This is a genomic window from Flavobacterium hungaricum (genome assembly GCF_015182285.1).
Taxonomy (GTDB): Bacteria; Bacteroidota; Bacteroidia; order Flavobacteriales; family Flavobacteriaceae; genus Flavobacterium; species Flavobacterium hungaricum.
Window position 1 is genome coordinate 82170 of the sequence record NZ_PRDM01000005.1, and the last position, 18507, is coordinate 100676.

Sequence of the window (18507 nt, forward strand, 5' to 3'; positions counted from 1 at the left end):
AAAAATAGTAATGAAAAAAACAATTTCAACAATTTTAGGCTTAGCTGCTTTATCGCTTGTAACATTAACAACGTCTTGCTCTAGCGATGACAACAACAATGGTTCAACTGGAGGAGGTTCTACTTTCGTATTAACAAGAGACAATCTTCAGGGAGAAATTAATGACGGAGAAGTTATCTTGGAATCAGGAACTTATAAACTTACAGGGAAATTAGTTGTAAAAGCAAATGCAAAACTTACAATTAAACCTGGAGTAACTATCGAAGCTACTACATTAGATCCAAACAAAGTAGAATCAATTAGATATATAGCTATTGCTCAAGGAGGAAAAATTGATGTTCAAGGTACAGCTGCAAGCCCAGTTATCATGACATCTACAGCTACTAAACCAGGATCTTGGGGAGGATTAGTACTTTGCGGAAAAGCACCTATCAACTCTGGAGCTACTGCTTCTGCTGAAGTTTCTGACTTACCATACGGTGGAACTGACATTAACGATAACTCAGGTTCTATCAAATATTTAAGAGTTGAATATCCAGGTTACGCTTACAATACAAGTAAAGAATTCAACGGTATCTCATTCTTCGGAGTTGGTAAAGGAACTGTTGTTGATTATGTACAAATTTTCGAAAGCTCTGATGACGGATTCGAATGGTTTGGTGGAACTGTAAACGCTACTCACTTAGTAGTTTCTAACAAAGATGCTTCAAACGTTGGTGATGATTTATTTGACTGGACTGAAGGATGGAATGGAACTGCTGAAAACTGGTACGGTATCAGAACAAACGCTGGTAACAGAGGTATCGAAGCAGATAACAATGCAAACAACAACTTAGCTACTCCAATTTCTTTCCCAACAATCAAAAATCTTACTTTAGTTGGTTTCGGATCTACAGATACAAGTGCTGAATCTCAAGCTTTCAAATTAAGAGTTGGTACAAAAGGTAAATTTGATAACGTTGTATTAAAAGGTTGGAAAACTGGATTTGATGTTGAGCACAACGAAACTATCGGATATGTTGGAACTGATTTATTAGCAACTAACGTTAAATTCGAAGACGTTCCTACAAAATCAAAAGGTACAAACACTGCAAAAGAAACTGTTGATGTATCTAAAGTTTTCACAGAATCTGCAACTGCAACTGGAGCAGGAAACGGATCAGGAGTTCCAACTTGGGCTGCTGGATGGACAAAAGGTCTATAATCTAAAAATCACAATATTTTAAAAAACACTCTAAATTAGAGTGTTTTTTTTATATCATTTTATACTAATGATATACTTGATCTGCAATAACTTCAATTACAAAATGTTAAAAACATCCTAAATCTTTAGGATGTTTTTTTTTGGCGTGCTTTTTGTAATTTTTTTTGTATATTTACTATATCCAAATACACGCGATGGCAAAAAACTACTTTTATATTACATTCTTATTGGCATTTTTCTTTACTCTGAGTGTTTCTGCTCAAGACAGTAAACAATTACCAAAACCTCAAGAGCCCACGGCTATTGAGGGTCTAAGCATGTACCCTAATCCCGTAACAAACGGAAAGGTTTATATATCTTCTAAAAACGATCTGGAAAAAGAAATTATAGTATTTGATATCTTAGGAAAAAAAGTACTACAGTCCCATTTATCCTCAAAAGAATTAAATGTTTCTGATTTACCTCCCGGCGTTTACATTATTAAAATTAGCGAACAAAATGCTTCTGCAACACGAAAACTAATTATCAGATAAACAAAAAAAGCTCCTTCTATTGGGAGCTTTTTTAGTATTTAGTGTTCAGCTTTTGAGTGCTCAGCACTGCATATAACCGACATTAAGACTAAATGATTTTAAAAAATCCTGCTATTTATTTAAACTGCAAGGAATGCAAAAATTTTTACTAAAAATATTAAGCTTATAAATATAAAGTTCGCAAAGCTGCATCAACACAAAGCTTTGCGAACTTTGTGTTGTATAAAAAAACATCTCTTTTAAAATCTTTGCGTCCTTTGCGGTTAAATTTTTGCTTGCTACTATTTATTATTAATTTTCACCTACAGGTATTTGTATTAATCTCTATATCAACAATAATTACTGAATACTAAAAAACGCCACACTGAACACTAAAAACAATATCTTTGCAAAAAAAAGTTTTGATCACAGCCAGCGATATATTTACCATTTCGAGTCAGAAACAATTTGAAAAAACAGCGCTAAAAGTGTTTCGTTTGCAGCACGAGAACAACAAAGTTTACCGTGATTTCTGTGATTTTTTAAATGTCAATCCACAACAGGTAAAATCACTGCAGCAAATTCCTTTTTTACCCATTCAGTTTTTCAAAAGCCATGATGTCGTTTCCAATACAGACCCCGCTCAGGTAACCTTTACCAGCAGCGGTACAACAGGAATGATAACCAGCAGGCATTTGGTAACCGATGTTTCGCTTTACGAAGAAAGTTACCGAAAAGGTTTTTCGCAATTCTACGGCAACATCGAAGATTATGTTGTTTTAGCCCTTTTGCCGTCTTATTTAGAACGCGACGGCTCTTCGTTAATTTATATGGTCGAAGATTTGATAAAACTATCTAATCAGCCTGAAAGTGGGTTTTATTTACACAACCACGGAGAACTTACCCAAAAGCTTTTAGAATTAGAAGAAAGAGGACAAAATGTAATTTTGATCGGAGTAACTTATGCTTTGTTAGATTTAATAGAAAAACACCAATTTGATCTTCACAATACCATTATTATGGAAACAGGCGGAATGAAAGGAAAGCGCAAAGAAATGATTCGTGAAGAACTGCATGAAATATTATGCAAAGGCTTTGGTGTTTCTGCCATTCATTCTGAATACGGAATGACAGAACTTTTAGCACAGGCCTATTCTTTAGGCGAAGGTGTTTTTGAATGTCCTTCTTGGATGAACATTTTGGTTCGTGATCCAGAAGATGCTTTAACTTATGTAAAAGACGGAAAAACAGGCGGTATAAATGTGATCGATTTGGCCAACATTAATTCCTGCTCATTTATTGCGACACAGGATTTAGGCAAAAAAAATCCCAACAACTCTTTTGAAGTATTGGGACGTTTTGATAATTCTGATATTCGCGGGTGTAATTTGATGGTGCTTTAAAGTATAATATTGATTTTGTTAATCATCTAATTGTGATAAAAACAGAGCGGCTAAAACATTAACCCATTTAAACAAAAAGAATTAATTTTCGTCTGTTACACCAATACTTTCAATTCCTTCTTTCTTTGACACTGCCCACTCTTTTATCGCTTTTCTTTCTAAAAGCTTATACGTCCCGTAACATACTAAAATACCACAAAGCACAAAAAGTATATTCCAGCCTGCATTATTAAAACTATTTTCGGTTACATTTGCGACACCATTTACCAAAACCACCAACATACCAGCAGCAAAACCAGAAATCATGGTGCTTCCGTAATAAGCAGCTAATCCGATTATAAAATAAGTCCATTTGTTTTTATTGTATTGAAGAGCCAAATTGGTAAACGCCTTCCAAATCCAGTAAATAAATAAAATTCCAAGCATAGTTTCTAAGTTAATTTGAAGTGTTAAACTTAGGAAAAAATACGACTATTTATACACTCAAATATTCAAACAAAAAAATCCCAACAACTCTTTTGAAGTATTGGGATGTTTTGATAATTCTGATTCGAGGGTGTGATCTGATGGTGCTTTAATTACTCGTATATATCTTTTCGATGTCCTAAATCAATGACGTCAATAAGTAGTACATCATCGAAAACTTCATAAATCACTCTATAATCACCCACTCTAATTCTGTATCCAGATCTTCCTTTTAATTTTTTATATCCATTTGGTCTTGGATTTTCAGCTAACTCATAAATTCTTTTTTTTATTACCGAATAATATGGTTCGTTAATTTTAATCAAGATCTTTAAAACTTTATTTCGAAATTGAATTTCATAACTCATTATTTCGTCATTTTTCGCTTCTCTTCAATAATCTTAAAAGCATCATCAATAGAAATTCTAAAACCATCATCATTTCTTTTAGCTTCATCGTACAATTTCACATCTTCCAAATCTTCCAATTTTTCTAAAAGCTTATTATACTGTTTTATCGGCAACAAAACTGCTGTCCTATTACCTTGCTCATCAGTTATAAATTGTGTTTTCATAGACTAAAATGTATTTCTAGTAAAGTTAGGGATTTATATTGCTCTAATCACAAAATAGTTCTTCTTACCACTTTGCAATAAAACAAACTGATTGTTAATCAAATCATTTGCAGTCAAAACAAAATCTTCTTTGATTTTTTCTCTGTTTACCGAAATTGAATTTGCAGTTAAAGCGCGTCTTGCTTCTCCGTTAGATTTAAAGAAACCTGTTTTTTCGTTTAAAACGGAAATAATATCCAATCCGTTTTCTAAATCTGCTTTTGCAATTTCAGCCTGCGGCACTCCATCAAAAACTTCTAAAAAAGTTTTTTCATCCAATTTCTTTAAATCATCTGCAGTCGAATTTCCAAACAAAATATTGGAAGCCTGAATTGCTTTTTCTAATTCTTCTTGGTTATGAACAAAAATCGTAATCTCTTCTGCCAATTTCTTTTGCAAAACTCTTAAGTGTGGTGCTGTTTTATGCTCTTCGATCAAAGCATCAATCGTTTCTTTATCTAAGAACGTAAATATTTTGATATATTTTTCAGCATCAACATCTGTTGTGTTTACCCAAAACTGGTAGAATTTGTAAACAGAAGTTTTATCTGCATCCAGCCAAACATTTCCTCCTTCAGATTTTCCGAATTTAGAACCGTCTGCTTTTGTGATCAAAGGAGTAGTTAGAGCGTAAGCTTTTGCATTTTCTCCTCCCATTCTACGAACCAGTTCTGTTCCCGTAGTGATATTTCCCCACTGGTCAGAACCTCCCATTTGTAAAACACAGTTGTTGTTTTTATATAAATGATAAAAATCGTAGCCTTGAATTAATTGGTAAGTAAACTCCGTAAACGACATTCCCTCTCCTTCTCCATTGATTCTCTTTTTTACAGAATCTTTAGCCATCATATAATTTACCGTGATTCGTTTTCCTACTTCACGCGCAAAATCAATAAAAGAGAATTCTTTCATCCAATCGTAGTTGTTCACCATCACCGGTGCATTAGCTTCTTTTGAATTAAAGTCTAAGAAACGAGACAGAACACTTTTAATTCCAGCCACGTTTTTAGCCAGAGTCTCCTCGTTTAACAAATTTCTTTCGTCAGATTTTCCAGAAGGATCTCCGATCATTCCGGTTGCACCTCCAACCAAAGCGATTGGCTGATGACCGAAATTCTTCAAATGAACCAATAAAATGATCTGAACCATACTGCCGATATGCAGTGAATCTGCTGTTGGATCAAAACCAATATATGCCGATGTTACCTCTTTTAGTAATTGCTCTTCAGTTCCAGGCATACTATCATGATATAACCCGCGCCATTTTAATTCTTCAACTAGATTCTTCATTTTTTTTTAAATATTTTGTGCAAATATAATTAATGGCAAGCGCAATCACAAAAAGTTATGCCGCTAAGGCGGTAAGGCACAAACTTATTTAAAAAACCAAAAACTTAGTGTCTTAGTGACTTCGCTGCAAAAACAAAAAAACCTTTGCAACTTTGTGCCTTTGCCACTTTGCACCTTTAAACCAAAAACTTATCTTTACAAAATGGTATTAGTAACTGGAGGAACAGGCTTAGTCGGCGCACATTTATTACTGCATTTAATAGAAAATGGAGAAAATGTCCGGGCAATTTACAGAAGCGAAAATAATATTCAGAAGACAAAAGCAGTTTTTGATTTTTACAAAAAAACAGCTTTGTTTGAAAAAATTAACTGGCTTGAAACCGATATTTTAGACATTCCTTCACTCGAAACTGCATTTGCGGGAATTACCCATGTATACCACTGCGCCGCATTAATTTCTTTTGATCCTAAAGACGAAGAAAAACTTCGAAAAACCAACATCGAAGGCACCGCCAATATGGTGAATTTTTCTCTTGCCTATAAAATTCAGAAATTTTGTTTTGTAAGCTCTATTGCTGCACTTGGAGACCTTGCACCTCACGAAAAAGAAATCACAGAAGAAACCGACTGGAATCCAGAAAAGCACCACAGCGATTATGCTATTTCTAAATATGGCGCGGAGATGGAAGTATGGCGCGCACAGCAGGAAGGTCTTGACGTTATTATTGTAAATCCTGGAGTGATCTTAGGACCGCTTTCTAAAAACAAAATTTTTGATCAGGGAAGTGCCGAAATCTACAAAAAAGTCGCTGATGGACTTAGATTCTATACACTTGGAAGCACTGGTTTTATAACCGTAACGGATGTGGTAAAAATTACGTTTCAGTTAATGAAAAGCGATATCAAAAATGAACGTTTTACCTTAATTGCTGCCAATATTGTTTTTAAAGAAATCCTAAATACTGTGGCGGACACTTTAAAAGTAAAAAGACCATCGATTCATGCCAAGCCCTTTTTTATGCATTTCCTTTGGATGGCAGACTGGTTGTTTTCGACTTTATTTTTCAGAAGAAGAAGTATTACAAAAGCCACAGCAAAAGCTTCCTATTCTAAAAATCTGTATTCTAATGAAAAAATAAAAACCGCTCTGGGAACGGTTTTTTCTGATGTTTATCTTTATATAAAAAGCACCGCTGATAATTAACGGTCTTGAGGAATATTAGGATCTGTAATTAATTCTGGTTTCTTTATAGTGTCATTTGTTTTTGATCCCGGCTTCTTTTTATTTGCTTTTGCTGCCTTTTTCTCTTCTAATTTTACTATAGAATCCACAGCTCTTTGGTTTCTGGCCAGCCTGTCAGAAACTTCATCAAACATGTCTTTATAAGTTTCGTAATCTGCCGCATAATAGATATTATTCTGTGCAAACTGAAGGCTGTCTACTTTGTATTTTTTTAAAATAAATTTTGTCGGACTGCTGTCAATAGAATCCAAAGACAATGGTTTTTGATATCGAATAGCATCTAGCAGCGACAAGTCATACATAATATCAACCATTTTACCTCTCTCAATAAGTTTTGCCGGCTGTTTTACAAGCTCTTTTTTGCAGCTTACAGAAAGAACCAAAACTAATAGTAATACTATAAAATTCTTCATAGTTATCTTTTATCTGTCAAACAATAATCTTTTTCCAGCTCTGGAATCTTTTACTTTGAAGTTGTTGTATAGCAATTCGCCATTTACAAATGTATGTGTAATTCTGGATCTAAAAGTAAAACCTTCAAATGGAGACCAGCCGCATTTTGCCAAAATATTATCTTGATTCACACTCCACGGCAGACTCGGATTTACAATAACCAAATCGGCAAAATATCCTTCTTTGATAAAACCTCTTTTTTCTATTTTGAAAATTTTAGCTGGATTGTGACACATTTTTTCTACGATTTTCTCCACGCTGATTTTACCTTGATGATACGCTTCAAACATTGCCACAACAGCGTGCTGCACAAGCGGCCCTCCAGATGGCGCATTCAAATATGACTGTTGTTTTTCTTCTTTTGTATGAGGAGCGTGATCGGTTGCAATGACATCAATTCTTCCGTCATTTAAAGCTTTCCATAGTTCGGCACGATCTTCAGCCGTTTTCACCGCAGGATTCCATTTAATAAAATTGCCTTTTGTTTTATAATCTTCATCAGTAAACCACAGATGATGTACACAAACCTCGGCTGTAATTTTTTTATCTTCCAACGGAATTTTATTCGTAAATAATTCCATTTCTTTTGCAGTCGAAAGATGAAAAATATGAAGTCTGGCTCCCGTTCTTTTTGCCAAAGCCACAGCTTTTGAAGAAGAAATATAACAAGCTTCTGCACTTCTAATTAAGTTGTGTGCCGTTACAGGAACATCATCCCCGTATTGTTCTTTAAACGCTGCTAAATTATTTTTAATCGTAGTTTCATCTTCACAATGAACAGCAATTAACATAGGCGTGCTCGAAAAAATCTTTTCTAAAACTGCTTCATTGTCAACCAGCATATTACCTGTCGAAGATCCTAAGAAAATTTTAATTCCAGCAACATTTTTTGGATTCGTTTTTAAAACTTCATCCAAATTATCATTCGTTGCTCCCATCATAAAAGAATAATTCGCAAATGATTTTTCAGAAGCAATACTATATTTATCTTCTAATATTTCCTGAGTAACCGCGTTCGGAACCGTATTGGGCTGTTCTATAAAAGAGGTAATACCACCCGCAACCGCTGCACGCGACTCCGATTCGATATCTCCTTTGTGTGTTAATCCAGGTTCTCTAAAATGTACTTGATCGTCAATCGCACCGGGCATTAAATAATTGCCCTCAGCATCTATTACGATACAATCTGATGTTTTAAGCGAAATACTATCGGCAATTTCAACAATCAAATCATTTTCTATCAAAACATCACCTTCAGAAATTTTTCCTTCGTTTACAATTTTGGCATTCTTTATTAAAATCCTGTTCATCGCGATTGTTTTATAATGAATTGAATAGTTTTCTTAATCTCAGCGAAATTACCCCAAGTATAGCTTCTTTAATAATAGCATTACTCATTTTAGAAACCCCTTTTGTACGGTCTGTAAAAATAATCGGAACTTCGGTAATTTGAAATTTGGCACAGTAGGTTCTGTACTTCATCTCGATTTGAAACGCGTAGCCAACAAACTTTATTTTATTGAGATTGATCTTTTCTAAAACTTCTCTTTTGTAACAAACAAAACCTGCAGTTGCATCGTGAATTTTCATTCCGGTAATAAACTTCACATAAACAGATGCGAAATACGACATTAAGACACGGCTTAACGGCCAGTTAACCACATTTACCCCCTTTACATAACGAGAACCAATAGCAAGATCTGCGCCGCCAAAGTGGCATGCATCATATAATTTTTCTAAATCGTTTGGATTGTGCGAAAAATCAGCGTCCATTTCAAAAATAAATTGATAATCGCGCTCTAACGACCACTTAAAGCCATGAACATATGCCGTTCCTAAACCTGATTTTTTGGCTCTTTGTTCTAAAAAAAGTTTGTCTGGAAATTCTTCCTGCAAAGCAATTACTTTTTTTGCCGTGTGATCTGGAGAATTATCATCGATAATCAGCAAGTGAAAAGATTTATGCTGCGAAAGTACAGCTCTTACTATACTTTCTATGTTCTCAATTTCGTTATATGTGGGGATTATGACAATACTATCATTCATTTTATCTCGGTAATTTCACCGCAAAAGTAAACTTTTTATAGCATTTGATTCATAATAAATATATAATAAAAGTATTGCACCAAAAAATTACTAATTTTGTATCGCTATGATTGAACAACTTCACCCTCGAATTCTTGAAAACAAAGACTGGGCAACACTTTTATTCGTGCTGGCCTTTGCTGTTGTTGCCATGACAAAATCTGCTTACGAAACTAGATTCAGTGAATTCAGCAAGCTTATTTTTTCTGATAAATACGCTAAGATTTATCGTGACAATAACCACTTAAAAAGCAGTTTTACAGTAGGCTTGTTCTTTGTACAGATTATATCGTACGCCTTTTTTATTCTGCTTACGTTGAACATTTTTGGTTATGCCGAAAAAACCGACTGGATTTTGTTTATTCAGATCGCCACTTTTCTGCTTTATTTTATTTTGGGGAAATATTTAATCGAAAAAATTGTAGCAGCTTCTTTTAATATTGATGAGTTTGTAGAGCTTTTTAACTTACAAAAAGTAACTTACAGAACTTATATAGGCCTTTTAATCCTCCCAATTAACGCTGTTTTATTTTATTACAACAATATTCCAAAAATTGTACCCCTAACAATCATAGGCATTTCGCTGTGTATTAGCGTATACTCTTACTTTATTTCAATTAAAACATATCAAAATGCAATAATCAGTAAGTTATTTTATTTTATTTTGTATCTTTGCGCTCTTGAAATAGCCCCTTATTATCTTATGTATTATTGGATAATAAAAGGGAGTGCTTAGAAAATGTTTATAATATGAAAGTGAAAACAATTTTGGTGTCACAGCCTGAACCTAAAGTGGAGAATTCTCCTTACTTTGAGCTCCAACAAAAACACAAAATAAAAATTGATTTCAGACCATTTATTCATGTGGAAGGGGTTAGCGCAAAAGAGATTCGATTACAAAAAATCGATCTTAATCATTACACTGCGATCATTTTAACAAGTCGAAATGCTGTAGATCATTTTTTTAGAGTGGCTGATGAAATGCGTTACAAAGTTCCTGAAGGATTGAAATATTTTTGTCAATCTGAAGCTGTAGCGTTTTATCTTCAAAAGTACGTTGTTTACAGAAAACGTAAAATTTACGTAGGAGCAAAAGATTTTGCAGATTTATCTCCATTAATTAAGAAGTACAAAGACGAAAAATTTTTACTTCCAGCATCTGATCAATTAAATGCAGATGCGCCTGTAACACTTAACGGTCTTAAAGTAGATTGGGCACAAGCTATTTTTTACAAAACTGTAATGAGTGACTTGTCTGATCTTGCGGATGTTTATTATGACGTTTTAGCTTTTTTCAGCCCAACAGGAATCAAATCTTTGTTTAAAAACTTCCCAGACTTTAAACAAAACAACACTCGAATCGCTGTTTTTGGAAGCACAACTCAAAAAGAAGCTTTGGATCACGGTTTAAGAATTGATATTCTTGCTCCGACTCCAGAAACACCTTCGATGACAATGGCATTAGAAAAATATATTGCCGAAGCCAACAAAGCCAAATAAAACCGAAGAAATTACAATATTTAAAAATCCAAATCCCAAACTAATCACTTGGAATTTGGATTTTTTTTTGAAGTATTTTTTAACCGCAAATTCCCCAAGGTTTTTCTATCTTTAAGTTCTGTGTAAATCTAAAGTTCGCGAAACTGTATCAATGCAAAGCTTTGCGAACTTTAGACAATTAAACAATAAAATTTAAAAATCCTTGCAGACTTTGCAGTTAAAACTATACTATGCCGCCACATACCAAAATTAAAACACAGACTATTTTCTAAAGTTGGAATTTGGAATTTAAAAATTGGAATTTACTTTATTAAATACTAGAATTTTATTTTCAACACCTTTTAACTACATTTGATTTCTATTCCAAACCCAAATCACAAAAAATAGTTTCAAATTTTAAGTTATGAAAATCAATTCCCTATTAATTGAAATAGACGGTATCGACAAAGAAATCCTGCGCTACTTAATGGACGATGCCCGAAAACCAATTCTGCAGATTGCCAATAAAATCGGAATTTCTGGAGCCGCCATACATCAGAGATTGAAAAAACTCGAGCAATCTGGTGTCATTTCTGGTTCAAAATTTACCGTAAACCCAAAAGTCCTAGGTTACAATACAATGGCTTTTATCGGTGTTTATCTTGACAAAGCTTCCCGAAATTCTGAAGCAGTAAAAGAGCTTAGAAAAATTCCTGAAGTTTTAGAATGCCACTATACCACAGGAAACTGGTCCGTACTGATTAAAATCATTTGCCGAGACAACGAACATTTAATGTCGCTTTTAAACAATAAAATTCAAGCAATTGAAGGCGTTTCCAGAACCGAGACATTTATTTCGCTGGATCAGCAGATTGACAGGCAAATACAGCTTTAGAATTAGATAATGTTATAATTTGAAAATTAGATATTTTAAATCTCAAAAAACAAATTCCAAATCCCAATAAAACCGATGTTAAATACTATTAGACCTGAAATTAAAACAATATTATTTTTTACGATATATGCTATACTTACTTACATTGGAGAAAAAACTGCTCCAAGCGGGGTCTGTACTCCAGGCTTAGGTTTTTTATTGTTTTTATTATCAGTCCCAATTAGTGTTATTTACACTTTAATCCTTTATTTCAAATACAACAGATCCGAAAACAAACAATATCTAAACTGTATTTATATCATTTCAGGAATATGGATAATTCTATTCTTAATTCTAAAATACGCAAACCTATAAAACAAAAACCCGACAGATTTAAAAATCTGCCGGGTTTGCTATAAATTTTCTAATTGACTAATTCGCTAATCGACCAATTATCTCAATTATTTAATTCCTTCTGTTTCCCGAATAAATAGAGATATAGTACAACAGCGTTGCTATAGAACCAATTGCCGCAACAACATACGTTCTTGCTGCCCATTTTAAAGCATCTTTTGCTCCTGCTTGTTCTTCTGGCGTCAGCATGTGTTTGTTTTGCAGCCAAGCCAAAGCACGATTACTAGCGTCATATTCTACCGGAAGTGTAATTACCGAAAACAAAGTTGTCGCTGCAAAAATGATGATTCCTATTAATAATAATCCCGGAAAAACTTTGATCATCAAAATTCCGGCAATTAGAATCCACTGCACATAGTTGGATGCTACGCTTACAATCGGCACCAATTTAGAACGCATCGTCAGCCATTCGTAACCAATTGCGTGCTGTACCGCGTGCCCGCATTCGTGTGCTGCAACTGCGGCAGCGGCGGCATTTCTATGATTGTAAACTGCTTCGCTTAAATTTACTGTTTTATCTGAAGGATTATAATGATCGGTTAACTGACCAGGTGTCGAGATTACCCGTACATCTGTAATTCCGTTATCAGCAAGCATTTTTTCTGCAATTTCACGGCCGCTCATTCCGTTTCTCAATTGTAATTTCGAATACAATTCAAATTTACTCTTCAGCTGAGCACTTACAAGCCAGCTGAATAACATGATAGCTCCAGCAATAATTAAATATCCATACCCCATATTTCTTTGTGTTTTTTGATTTAATAATTTAAAGTTACAAAACAAACATCAAAATATGAACCAAATTAACAAAATGCCAACTTGACATTTTCTTACCAATTTTGTCTAGTTCAAAAGATTATTTTTGAGCAGGAATGCGATTAATTCTGCCACATTTTTCATTTTATATTTTTGAAGAATGTTTCGGCGGTGCGTCTGGACTGTTAGAAAACTCAGGAACAAATCATCTGCAATTTCCTGTGTCGATTTTCCCTGCGAAAGCAGCAGTGCGATATCGCGTTCTCTTCTGCTTAAACTCGGAATCCGTTCCAATTCTTCAGATAACGGCTGACTGATAATCGTTTTTACCTCTTCGCTAAAAACAATTTCACCCTCAATCGCTTTATAAATACAATCCTTAAACTCATCAAAAGACGCATTCTTTAAAACATAGCCATTTCCTCCGTTCTGAATAAACTGCATCACCAGACTGCGCTCTGACTGACTGCTCATGCCGATAATTACCATTTTCGGATATTTTTGTTTAATCGTTTTACAAAGATCAACTCCGTTTATAACCGGCAGAAAAATATCCATTAAAATCAAATCCACTTTATGATCTTCAATATATTCTAAAAGAGCCACTCCCGATTCGAATTTTTCGACGATTACAATATTTTCCAAATCCGACAATAAGCCTGCAATTCCCGAAATCACTATTGGATGGTCGTCTACAATTACCGTTTTATAATTCATTTTTATATTTTTAATTCGATATAAGTCGAAGTTCCTTTTCCAATTTCTGAGTCAATTTCTATTTTTCCATCCAAGAACGCTACTCGGTTCTTAATATTCCGCAATCCCATTCCGTCACGTTGTTCCGCTTCTTCAACATTAAAACCAACCCCATTATCTTCTACCGTGATAAAAAATACATCTTTGTTCTGTGAGCAGGAAACTAAGATTTCTGAGGCTTTAGAATACTTCAAAGCATTATTTAAAAGTTCCTGAATAATTCTAAAAATGACGATTTTAAAATGCTGCGGGAAAGCGGTTTTTTTTATCAGATATTGAAATTCAATTATCGTTTGTGAATTAGAATGTGATGCGCACAAATCTCTTAAAGCATGTTCTAAGCCTAATTTCATTAAACTCTCGGGCATCAAATTTTGAGAAATATTCCGAAGCTCTTTAATCGAATTGTTCAGCATCAAATTGATGTTTGACGTGTCTACACCTTTTTCTTTATCTGCCAGATTCAAATGCATTTTAAGCCCAGAAAGCATACTTCCGAGTCCATCGTGCAAATCTCTGGCAATTCTTTTTCTTTCTACTTCTTCCCCTTCAATCAATGCATTGGAGATAGACAATTTCTCCCGATTTTCCAACGAATCCAGTTCTTGCTGCAGATTGACTTCTTTCTGAAAGCTTAACTTTTTTTGATAATTATTATAAATCCATAAAAACAAAACAGTTAAAAACAAAAGAAACGAAAGCACCGCAAACAACATCGAGTTCAATCGGTTATTATTGACCTGCAAAACTGCTTTCTCATTTTCGGACTGCAGCAGCGAAATTTTTTTCTCGCTTTCGGCTTTTTTATATTTCGCTTCCAGCTCGACAATTTCGTTTTTTAATTGTACTCCATTAAGGCTGTCGTTTATAATATTGTATTTGTTCGAATAATAATAGGCTCGCGAAAAATCTTTTGTAGCATTATAAATCTTTGACAACTCTTTGTAGTAGTTCTTTTTATCAATTATAAAAGGTGTTTTTTCTACTAAATATTCCAGATTTCTTTTGGCTTCAGCAAAATTTCTTAATTTAAAAAACACTTCATATTCAGCAAATTTCAATCGGTTTAATGCAATTGTATTTTGATGTTTTTCAGAAGACTTTATGCCTTTTTCAAAACTTGCCAAAGCTTCTTTATGTTTGTTTTGTTTAGCAAAATAAATTCCTTCCGAATAAAAATAAGAATCATTCAGGTTGGAATCGGGATGTTTTTGGAGCGTTAAAAATGCTTTTTCCAACACTTTTTCAGCATCATAAAAATGTTTGAGTTCTACCAGATTTTCAGCATTTATAATATAAGTCTCTATTTTGGATTCTGCCAAAGTTGGAGATTTTTTAGTAGCAAATTCAATATATTTTTGAGCCTGATCCAGATATTCGGCAGCTTTTTCGCGTTCGCTATTATTCATAAAAATAATCGCAACTGCTTTATTCAATGCACTTATTAATTCGTAATCGCCGCTTTTTTTCGCAACTGGGATTGCTTCGTTAACCAACAGCTTCATATACGCATTTTCGTTATTCTTGCGCTGCTGCATGATTCCGTAATTCTGGAGCACTATGGCGCGAAGACGGTAGGCTTCTTTGTTGTAGTATTTTTTAAGTTTTGAATTGGCATCGAGCAGTGTTTTCTCAAACCCTGCAAAATCACCTTTTTCTACAAAACCAGAGGCATTGTAAAAAAGCGAAGCGTCTTGTAAAAAAGGAAATTTGGTTTTCAGCCGATTCGCCTGTTCCAAATATTCTTTAGAACTTTTGGCATCCTGAACCATTAAAAACAACTTCGAAAGTCTGAAACTATTCAAACATTTTACACTATCTGATTTTGTGTTTTTAGTAATATTAACAATACTGTCAATATAAACTCTGTCATCATCCAAAGAAAGAATAACTTGAGAATACGAGCAGACAGAAAAAAACAAAAATATAAAACAGGCGTAAAATTTCTTCATGTGGTGGTATTTAGCCAAAGTTATTAAAACAAAATACCCCACAAAAGAAAGAAAGCATTTTTTACCTGATATCAGGTAAAAAAAAATACACTTTATCAGGTATTGTGGTCACTTAGTCTAGATTCTAACTTTGTTCATAGATTATTTCAAATATTAATGACTTAAAAACTGGAACATGAAAACACATTTGAAAAAAATTATGCTGGTGGTAACACTTGCATTTACAATTGGTTCTTGCAGCAGTGATAATGACGATAATGCATCAGGCAGCTCTAGAGACGTAAAATATGAAGTAACAGGAAATTTTACAGGGAAACTTTCTACAACTTATATGGAAAAAGGCGGGAATGCTTTAAGCGAAGATATTAATGCTCTTCCATGGGTTAAAGAATTTACAGCTGAACCAAAATCTAGTGGAGCAACTATATCTGCAGGTGGTTACGGCGGAGTTGACGGACAAACTATCACTGTTAAAATGTATGTTGGAGGAAAAATTGTAAACGAACTTACTGCAAAAGCAAACAGCGATGGCATTGTAACAGCATCTCTTACTGCTCACGTATTTCCCATATAAATTCGCATTTAGAATTTAATTTTTTTTTTGTTTTTGGAAAAAGTAAAGCCTCGTAATCGTTACGAGGCTTCTTTTTTTATTAGAACTGATTGTTTATTTCTTCAAACTTTTCGACAAGGCTGTTTATCTTATCCTGATGTTTTTTAATTTGTTTCGGACGAATATAAAACCAATTAAAAGCAATCCACAAAAAGGTTACGCCATAGGTTATTAAGGCCAGATACAATTTCATTCTCGAGGCATACTCATACATGTACAAAAAGATTCCAGCCATTAATAACAAGAAATACAAGCTCAATACTTTTGTCTGCATAAATTGTTGTTTCTTTTTGATGACTATTAATTTCTGGAGATACTCCTGATTGGTCAAATTGGCATCAATTTCTTTATAATGTTTTAACAAACGATTGTAAACTACTACATAAATCACCATTGCCAAGATCGTTACAACAATTCCGATTTTTGTCGAAATAAACTGCGGCTGGTAATAAATCCAGATAAAAATGATAAAAGCAGAAGTTGCAAAAAGCACCAGATTGGTTTTTAATACACTGCGCAGAGAAGCTTTCTTAAATTGTTTTATTCTATTTTTTAAATCTTCTATACTGGACTGACTTACGGTTTGTTTTTTCCATAAATCGTTGAAATCTATATTATCCATTTTGTTTAAATTTTTGAGTCAGTTTTTCTTTTATTCTATGAATTTTAACCCGCACATTTGCTTCAGAAATCCCGACGATTTTAGCAATCTCTGCCTGTTTAATTTCTTCTAATTCTAATGAAATAATAATACGATCGGCTTCTGGAAGTTCGGCAATGCATTTGTACAAAAACTGAATCTGCGGCTCTATAGACTGCTGTTTTTCTTCGCTTAAATTTATTGGAAGATCCGATTTCGGAAAACGCTTTTCTTTTTCGATCTGCCGCAGGCAGTTGTTAGCAGCAATTCTAAAAATCCATGTTCCGATACTCGATTCGTTTCTAAAGGTTTCGAGTTTTTGCCAAACAATGATAAAAGTTTCCTGAGCCAAATCCTGCGCCGCACTGTGATCGTTTACAAACCCCATGCAAAGCCTGAAAATTCGATCCCAATACGTTTTGTAGATTTCTTCAAATTCCATTCTAAGATTTTATGAAGTTATTCAATTGAGCCATGTACCAAACTGTATCGTCATACATTATAAAATGCAATCCTTTATCAGCATACTTAAAAGCAGCTGTTTTTAAATTTTTATATTGATCTTCAATTGCTGGTTTTAAATTTATAAAATAAGATTCTAATAAAATTAATGACGGACATTTTATCGAAGCGATTTTCTCTCTCAAATCGATATTATAGAAATCGCAGTACATTTCGGCAAAGGTTTTTCTGTCTGATTTAACGCTCCAGTCTACTACCATTTCCAATTTTGACTGATCTGATAAAAGTCTTGGCATGGTTTGTTTTTGCATATCGTAAAATTGTTTTTCATTCAAAGCAGTGATTTGCGTTACGGCTGCAGAACAATCATTCTTTTCTTTGGATTGAAATGAAGGATCTGTCAACGCTGCCAGACAAGGAAGTGCATCTACAACTACTATGCTTTCTGCCAATTCTGGATAATCTGAAGCAATTGCCAATGCTAAACCACCGCCCATACTATGGCCTACAATAATTGGTTTTTCTATTTTTTTGTCTTTAATGAATGCTGCAATACCGTCTTCCCAATTTTTAAATGACGGATTCGCTTCTGGTTTTGTTCCTGCAAATCCGGCCATTGTTAAGGTATAACAAGTATATTTTTTTTCAAAATTGGCTTTTGTTTCATTCCAAACTTCTCCAGAAGACGCAAATCCTGGAATAAATATAATGGATTGCTTTCCAGTTCCCGTTTTTACAACTTCAAACGGATATGATTTTGTCTGTGCAAAAACATTTAAACATAAGGCCGAAAATAAGAATGCGATAACTAATATGATATACTTTTTCATTTTAATAGTTTTTAAGTTTATAAATAATCGGATCCATGCTTTGGATACGACAACTATTAAAATGTTACAAAAGTTTTTTAACTTTTAATGATAAAATTCCAAATCTCAATGTTGGTAAGGGTTTTTAACCGCAAAGTACGCGAAGGTTTACGCAAAGAGCGCAAAGTTTTTTTGCCACAAATTGCACCAATTTCCACTAATTTTTATTTGGCAAAATGCATAGTTTGTCTGTCTGAGCGAAGTCGAAGACCACGCAAGAAGCTCCGCAATCAAAATCGCCACTCTTTGTAGAGTTACTTGCGGAGATTTTCTCTCCCGAAGCTTCGGCAAACTTTATGCATTGTCTGTCTGAGCGAAGTCGAAGACCACGCACGAAGCTCCGTAAAGAAAATCGCCAATCTTTGTAGAGTCACTTATATGGTCTTCGACTTCGCTCAGACTGACAAAAAGAGACAAAAAAAAA

At 34.1% G+C, this 18507-nt stretch carries 21 protein-coding genes; 8 read left to right on the forward strand and 13 right to left on the reverse strand.

Annotated elements, in window-relative coordinates:
* The first annotated feature begins 10 nt into the window (after positions 1-10).
* From C4F50_RS19775 to C4F50_RS19785, 3 genes are all read left to right on the forward strand, one after another.
* A complete protein-coding gene (locus C4F50_RS19775) occupies positions 11-1204 on the forward strand; it encodes a hypothetical protein (RefSeq protein ID WP_194140377.1) in 1194 nt (397 codons plus the stop codon).
* A 194-nt stretch (positions 1205-1398) separates the two neighbouring features.
* Entirely contained in the window at positions 1399-1737 is a 339-nt protein-coding gene (locus C4F50_RS19780) for a T9SS type A sorting domain-containing protein (protein ID WP_194140378.1), read from the forward strand.
* 401 nt (positions 1738-2138) lie between these two features.
* The gene (locus tag C4F50_RS19785; protein ID WP_194140772.1) at positions 2139-3119 is read left to right on the forward strand and encodes a LuxE/PaaK family acyltransferase; all 981 of its coding nucleotides are present in this window, start codon (positions 2139-2141) and stop codon (positions 3117-3119) included.
* 81 nt (positions 3120-3200) lie between these two features.
* On the opposite strand, the gene C4F50_RS19790 is transcribed toward C4F50_RS19785, so the two are convergent.
* The 4 genes from C4F50_RS19790 to tyrS form a co-directional block, all read right to left on the reverse strand.
* Entirely contained in the window at positions 3201-3545 is a 345-nt protein-coding gene (locus C4F50_RS19790) for a hypothetical protein (protein ID WP_194140379.1), read from the reverse strand.
* A gap of 152 nt (positions 3546-3697) precedes the next feature.
* Positions 3698-3952 carry a type II toxin-antitoxin system RelE family toxin gene (locus tag C4F50_RS19795; RefSeq protein WP_194140380.1) on the reverse strand — a complete coding sequence of 85 codons (255 nt, stop codon included), beginning with the start codon at positions 3950-3952 and terminating at the stop codon, positions 3698-3700.
* Positions 3952-4158: a hypothetical protein gene (locus C4F50_RS19800; protein WP_194140381.1), complete on the reverse strand. Its 207-nt coding sequence runs from the start codon at positions 4156-4158 to the stop codon at positions 3952-3954. The genes C4F50_RS19795 and C4F50_RS19800 overlap by 1 nt, the downstream gene beginning before the upstream one ends.
* Before the next feature lie 33 nt (positions 4159-4191).
* Complete coding sequence (gene tyrS, locus C4F50_RS19805; RefSeq protein WP_194140382.1) at positions 4192-5487, reverse strand: tyrosine--tRNA ligase; 1296 nt, start codon at positions 5485-5487, stop codon at positions 4192-4194.
* Positions 5488-5689: 202 nt separating this feature from the next.
* On the opposite strand from tyrS, the gene C4F50_RS19810 reads away from it, so the two are divergent.
* Entirely contained in the window at positions 5690-6691 is a 1002-nt protein-coding gene (locus C4F50_RS19810; RefSeq protein ID WP_194140383.1) for an NAD-dependent epimerase/dehydratase family protein, read from the forward strand.
* Here the strand turns inward: C4F50_RS19810 and C4F50_RS19815 are convergent.
* The 3 genes from C4F50_RS19815 to C4F50_RS19825 are packed head-to-tail and all read right to left on the reverse strand — an operon-like array spanning position 6688 to position 9229.
* Positions 6688-7143 carry a DUF4296 domain-containing protein gene (locus C4F50_RS19815; RefSeq protein WP_194140384.1) on the reverse strand — a complete coding sequence of 152 codons (456 nt, stop codon included), beginning with the start codon at positions 7141-7143 and terminating at the stop codon, positions 6688-6690. The genes C4F50_RS19810 and C4F50_RS19815 overlap by 4 nt on opposite strands.
* A 9-nt stretch (positions 7144-7152) precedes the next feature.
* Positions 7153-8493, reverse strand: a complete 1341-nt coding sequence (locus C4F50_RS19820; protein WP_194140385.1) for a dihydroorotase — start codon at positions 8491-8493, stop codon at positions 7153-7155.
* 10 nt (positions 8494-8503) lie between these two features.
* Positions 8504-9229 carry a polyprenol monophosphomannose synthase gene (locus C4F50_RS19825; protein ID WP_194140386.1) on the reverse strand — a complete coding sequence of 242 codons (726 nt, stop codon included), beginning with the start codon at positions 9227-9229 and terminating at the stop codon, positions 8504-8506.
* A gap of 106 nt (positions 9230-9335) precedes the next feature.
* Here C4F50_RS19825 and C4F50_RS19830 point away from each other — a divergent pair, with 106 nt between their 5' ends.
* From C4F50_RS19830 to C4F50_RS19840, 3 genes are all read left to right on the forward strand, one after another.
* Positions 9336-10004, forward strand: a complete 669-nt coding sequence (locus C4F50_RS19830) for a DUF4271 domain-containing protein (RefSeq protein WP_194140387.1) — start codon at positions 9336-9338, stop codon at positions 10002-10004.
* 14 nt (positions 10005-10018) lie between these two features.
* Entirely contained in the window at positions 10019-10768 is a 750-nt protein-coding gene (locus tag C4F50_RS19835; RefSeq protein WP_194140388.1) for a uroporphyrinogen-III synthase, read from the forward strand.
* A 403-nt stretch (positions 10769-11171) separates the two neighbouring features.
* Entirely contained in the window at positions 11172-11642 is a 471-nt protein-coding gene (locus C4F50_RS19840; protein WP_026728380.1) for an Lrp/AsnC family transcriptional regulator, read from the forward strand.
* A gap of 444 nt (positions 11643-12086) precedes the next feature.
* On the opposite strand, the gene C4F50_RS19845 is transcribed toward C4F50_RS19840, so the two are convergent.
* From C4F50_RS19845 to C4F50_RS19855, 3 genes are all read right to left on the reverse strand, one after another.
* Positions 12087-12773 (reverse strand): zinc metallopeptidase, encoded by a 687-nt coding sequence (locus tag C4F50_RS19845; RefSeq protein ID WP_194140389.1) that lies wholly within the window; start codon positions 12771-12773, stop codon positions 12087-12089.
* 105 nt (positions 12774-12878) lie between these two features.
* Complete coding sequence (locus C4F50_RS19850) at positions 12879-13508, reverse strand: response regulator (protein ID WP_228012092.1); 630 nt, start codon at positions 13506-13508, stop codon at positions 12879-12881.
* A 2-nt stretch (positions 13509-13510) separates the two neighbouring features.
* On the reverse strand, positions 13511-15499 hold the full coding sequence (locus tag C4F50_RS19855) for a tetratricopeptide repeat-containing sensor histidine kinase (protein WP_194140390.1): 1989 nt from the start codon (positions 15497-15499) through the stop codon (positions 13511-13513).
* Between the two features lie 175 nt (positions 15500-15674).
* Here C4F50_RS19855 and C4F50_RS19860 point away from each other — a divergent pair, with 175 nt between their 5' ends.
* Positions 15675-16073 carry a hypothetical protein gene (locus tag C4F50_RS19860; protein WP_194140391.1) on the forward strand — a complete coding sequence of 133 codons (399 nt, stop codon included), beginning with the start codon at positions 15675-15677 and terminating at the stop codon, positions 16071-16073.
* A gap of 79 nt (positions 16074-16152) precedes the next feature.
* Here C4F50_RS19860 and C4F50_RS19865 read toward each other — a convergent pair whose 3' ends face one another.
* From C4F50_RS19865 to C4F50_RS19875, 3 genes are read right to left on the reverse strand one after another with little or no spacing between them, the layout of a single operon-like run.
* Complete coding sequence (locus C4F50_RS19865) at positions 16153-16734, reverse strand: hypothetical protein (protein WP_194140392.1); 582 nt, start codon at positions 16732-16734, stop codon at positions 16153-16155.
* A complete protein-coding gene (locus tag C4F50_RS19870) occupies positions 16727-17194 on the reverse strand; it encodes an RNA polymerase sigma factor (RefSeq protein WP_194140393.1) in 468 nt (155 codons plus the stop codon). The genes C4F50_RS19865 and C4F50_RS19870 overlap by 8 nt, the downstream gene beginning before the upstream one ends.
* Position 17195: 1 nt before the next feature.
* Entirely contained in the window at positions 17196-18044 is an 849-nt protein-coding gene (locus C4F50_RS19875) for an alpha/beta fold hydrolase (protein WP_194140394.1), read from the reverse strand.
* Positions 18045-18507 lie beyond the last annotated feature (463 nt).

Bases quoted from the DNA above. Each gene is read 5' to 3' on its own strand.
- C4F50_RS19775 (WP_194140377.1), top strand. From the start codon at position 11: ATGAAAAAAACAATTTCAACAATTTTAGGCTTAGCTGCTTTATCGCTT.
- C4F50_RS19780 (WP_194140378.1), top strand. From the start codon at position 1,399: ATGGCAAAAAACTACTTTTATATTACATTCTTATTGGCATTTTTCTTT.
- C4F50_RS19790 (WP_194140379.1), bottom strand. From the start codon at position 3,545: ATGCTTGGAATTTTATTTATTTACTGGATTTGGAAGGCGTTTACCAAT.
- C4F50_RS19795 (WP_194140380.1), bottom strand. From the start codon at position 3,952: ATGAGTTATGAAATTCAATTTCGAAATAAAGTTTTAAAGATCTTGATT.
- C4F50_RS19800 (WP_194140381.1), bottom strand. From the start codon at position 4,158: ATGAAAACACAATTTATAACTGATGAGCAAGGTAATAGGACAGCAGTT.
- tyrS (WP_194140382.1), bottom strand. From the start codon at position 5,487: ATGAAGAATCTAGTTGAAGAATTAAAATGGCGCGGGTTATATCATGAT.
- C4F50_RS19810 (WP_194140383.1), top strand. From the start codon at position 5,690: ATGGTATTAGTAACTGGAGGAACAGGCTTAGTCGGCGCACATTTATTA.
- C4F50_RS19815 (WP_194140384.1), bottom strand. From the start codon at position 7,143: ATGAAGAATTTTATAGTATTACTATTAGTTTTGGTTCTTTCTGTAAGC.
- C4F50_RS19820 (WP_194140385.1), bottom strand. From the start codon at position 8,493: ATGAACAGGATTTTAATAAAGAATGCCAAAATTGTAAACGAAGGAAAA.
- C4F50_RS19825 (WP_194140386.1), bottom strand. From the start codon at position 9,229: ATGAATGATAGTATTGTCATAATCCCCACATATAACGAAATTGAGAAC.
- C4F50_RS19830 (WP_194140387.1), top strand. From the start codon at position 9,336: ATGATTGAACAACTTCACCCTCGAATTCTTGAAAACAAAGACTGGGCA.
- C4F50_RS19835 (WP_194140388.1), top strand. From the start codon at position 10,019: ATGAAAGTGAAAACAATTTTGGTGTCACAGCCTGAACCTAAAGTGGAG.
- C4F50_RS19840 (WP_026728380.1), top strand. From the start codon at position 11,172: ATGAAAATCAATTCCCTATTAATTGAAATAGACGGTATCGACAAAGAA.
- C4F50_RS19845 (WP_194140389.1), bottom strand. From the start codon at position 12,773: ATGGGGTATGGATATTTAATTATTGCTGGAGCTATCATGTTATTCAGC.
- C4F50_RS19850 (WP_228012092.1), bottom strand. From the start codon at position 13,508: ATGAATTATAAAACGGTAATTGTAGACGACCATCCAATAGTGATTTCG.
- C4F50_RS19855 (WP_194140390.1), bottom strand. From the start codon at position 15,499: ATGAAGAAATTTTACGCCTGTTTTATATTTTTGTTTTTTTCTGTCTGC.
- C4F50_RS19860 (WP_194140391.1), top strand. From the start codon at position 15,675: ATGAAAACACATTTGAAAAAAATTATGCTGGTGGTAACACTTGCATTT.
- C4F50_RS19865 (WP_194140392.1), bottom strand. From the start codon at position 16,734: ATGGATAATATAGATTTCAACGATTTATGGAAAAAACAAACCGTAAGT.
- C4F50_RS19870 (WP_194140393.1), bottom strand. From the start codon at position 17,194: ATGGAATTTGAAGAAATCTACAAAACGTATTGGGATCGAATTTTCAGG.
- C4F50_RS19875 (WP_194140394.1), bottom strand. From the start codon at position 18,044: ATGAAAAAGTATATCATATTAGTTATCGCATTCTTATTTTCGGCCTTA.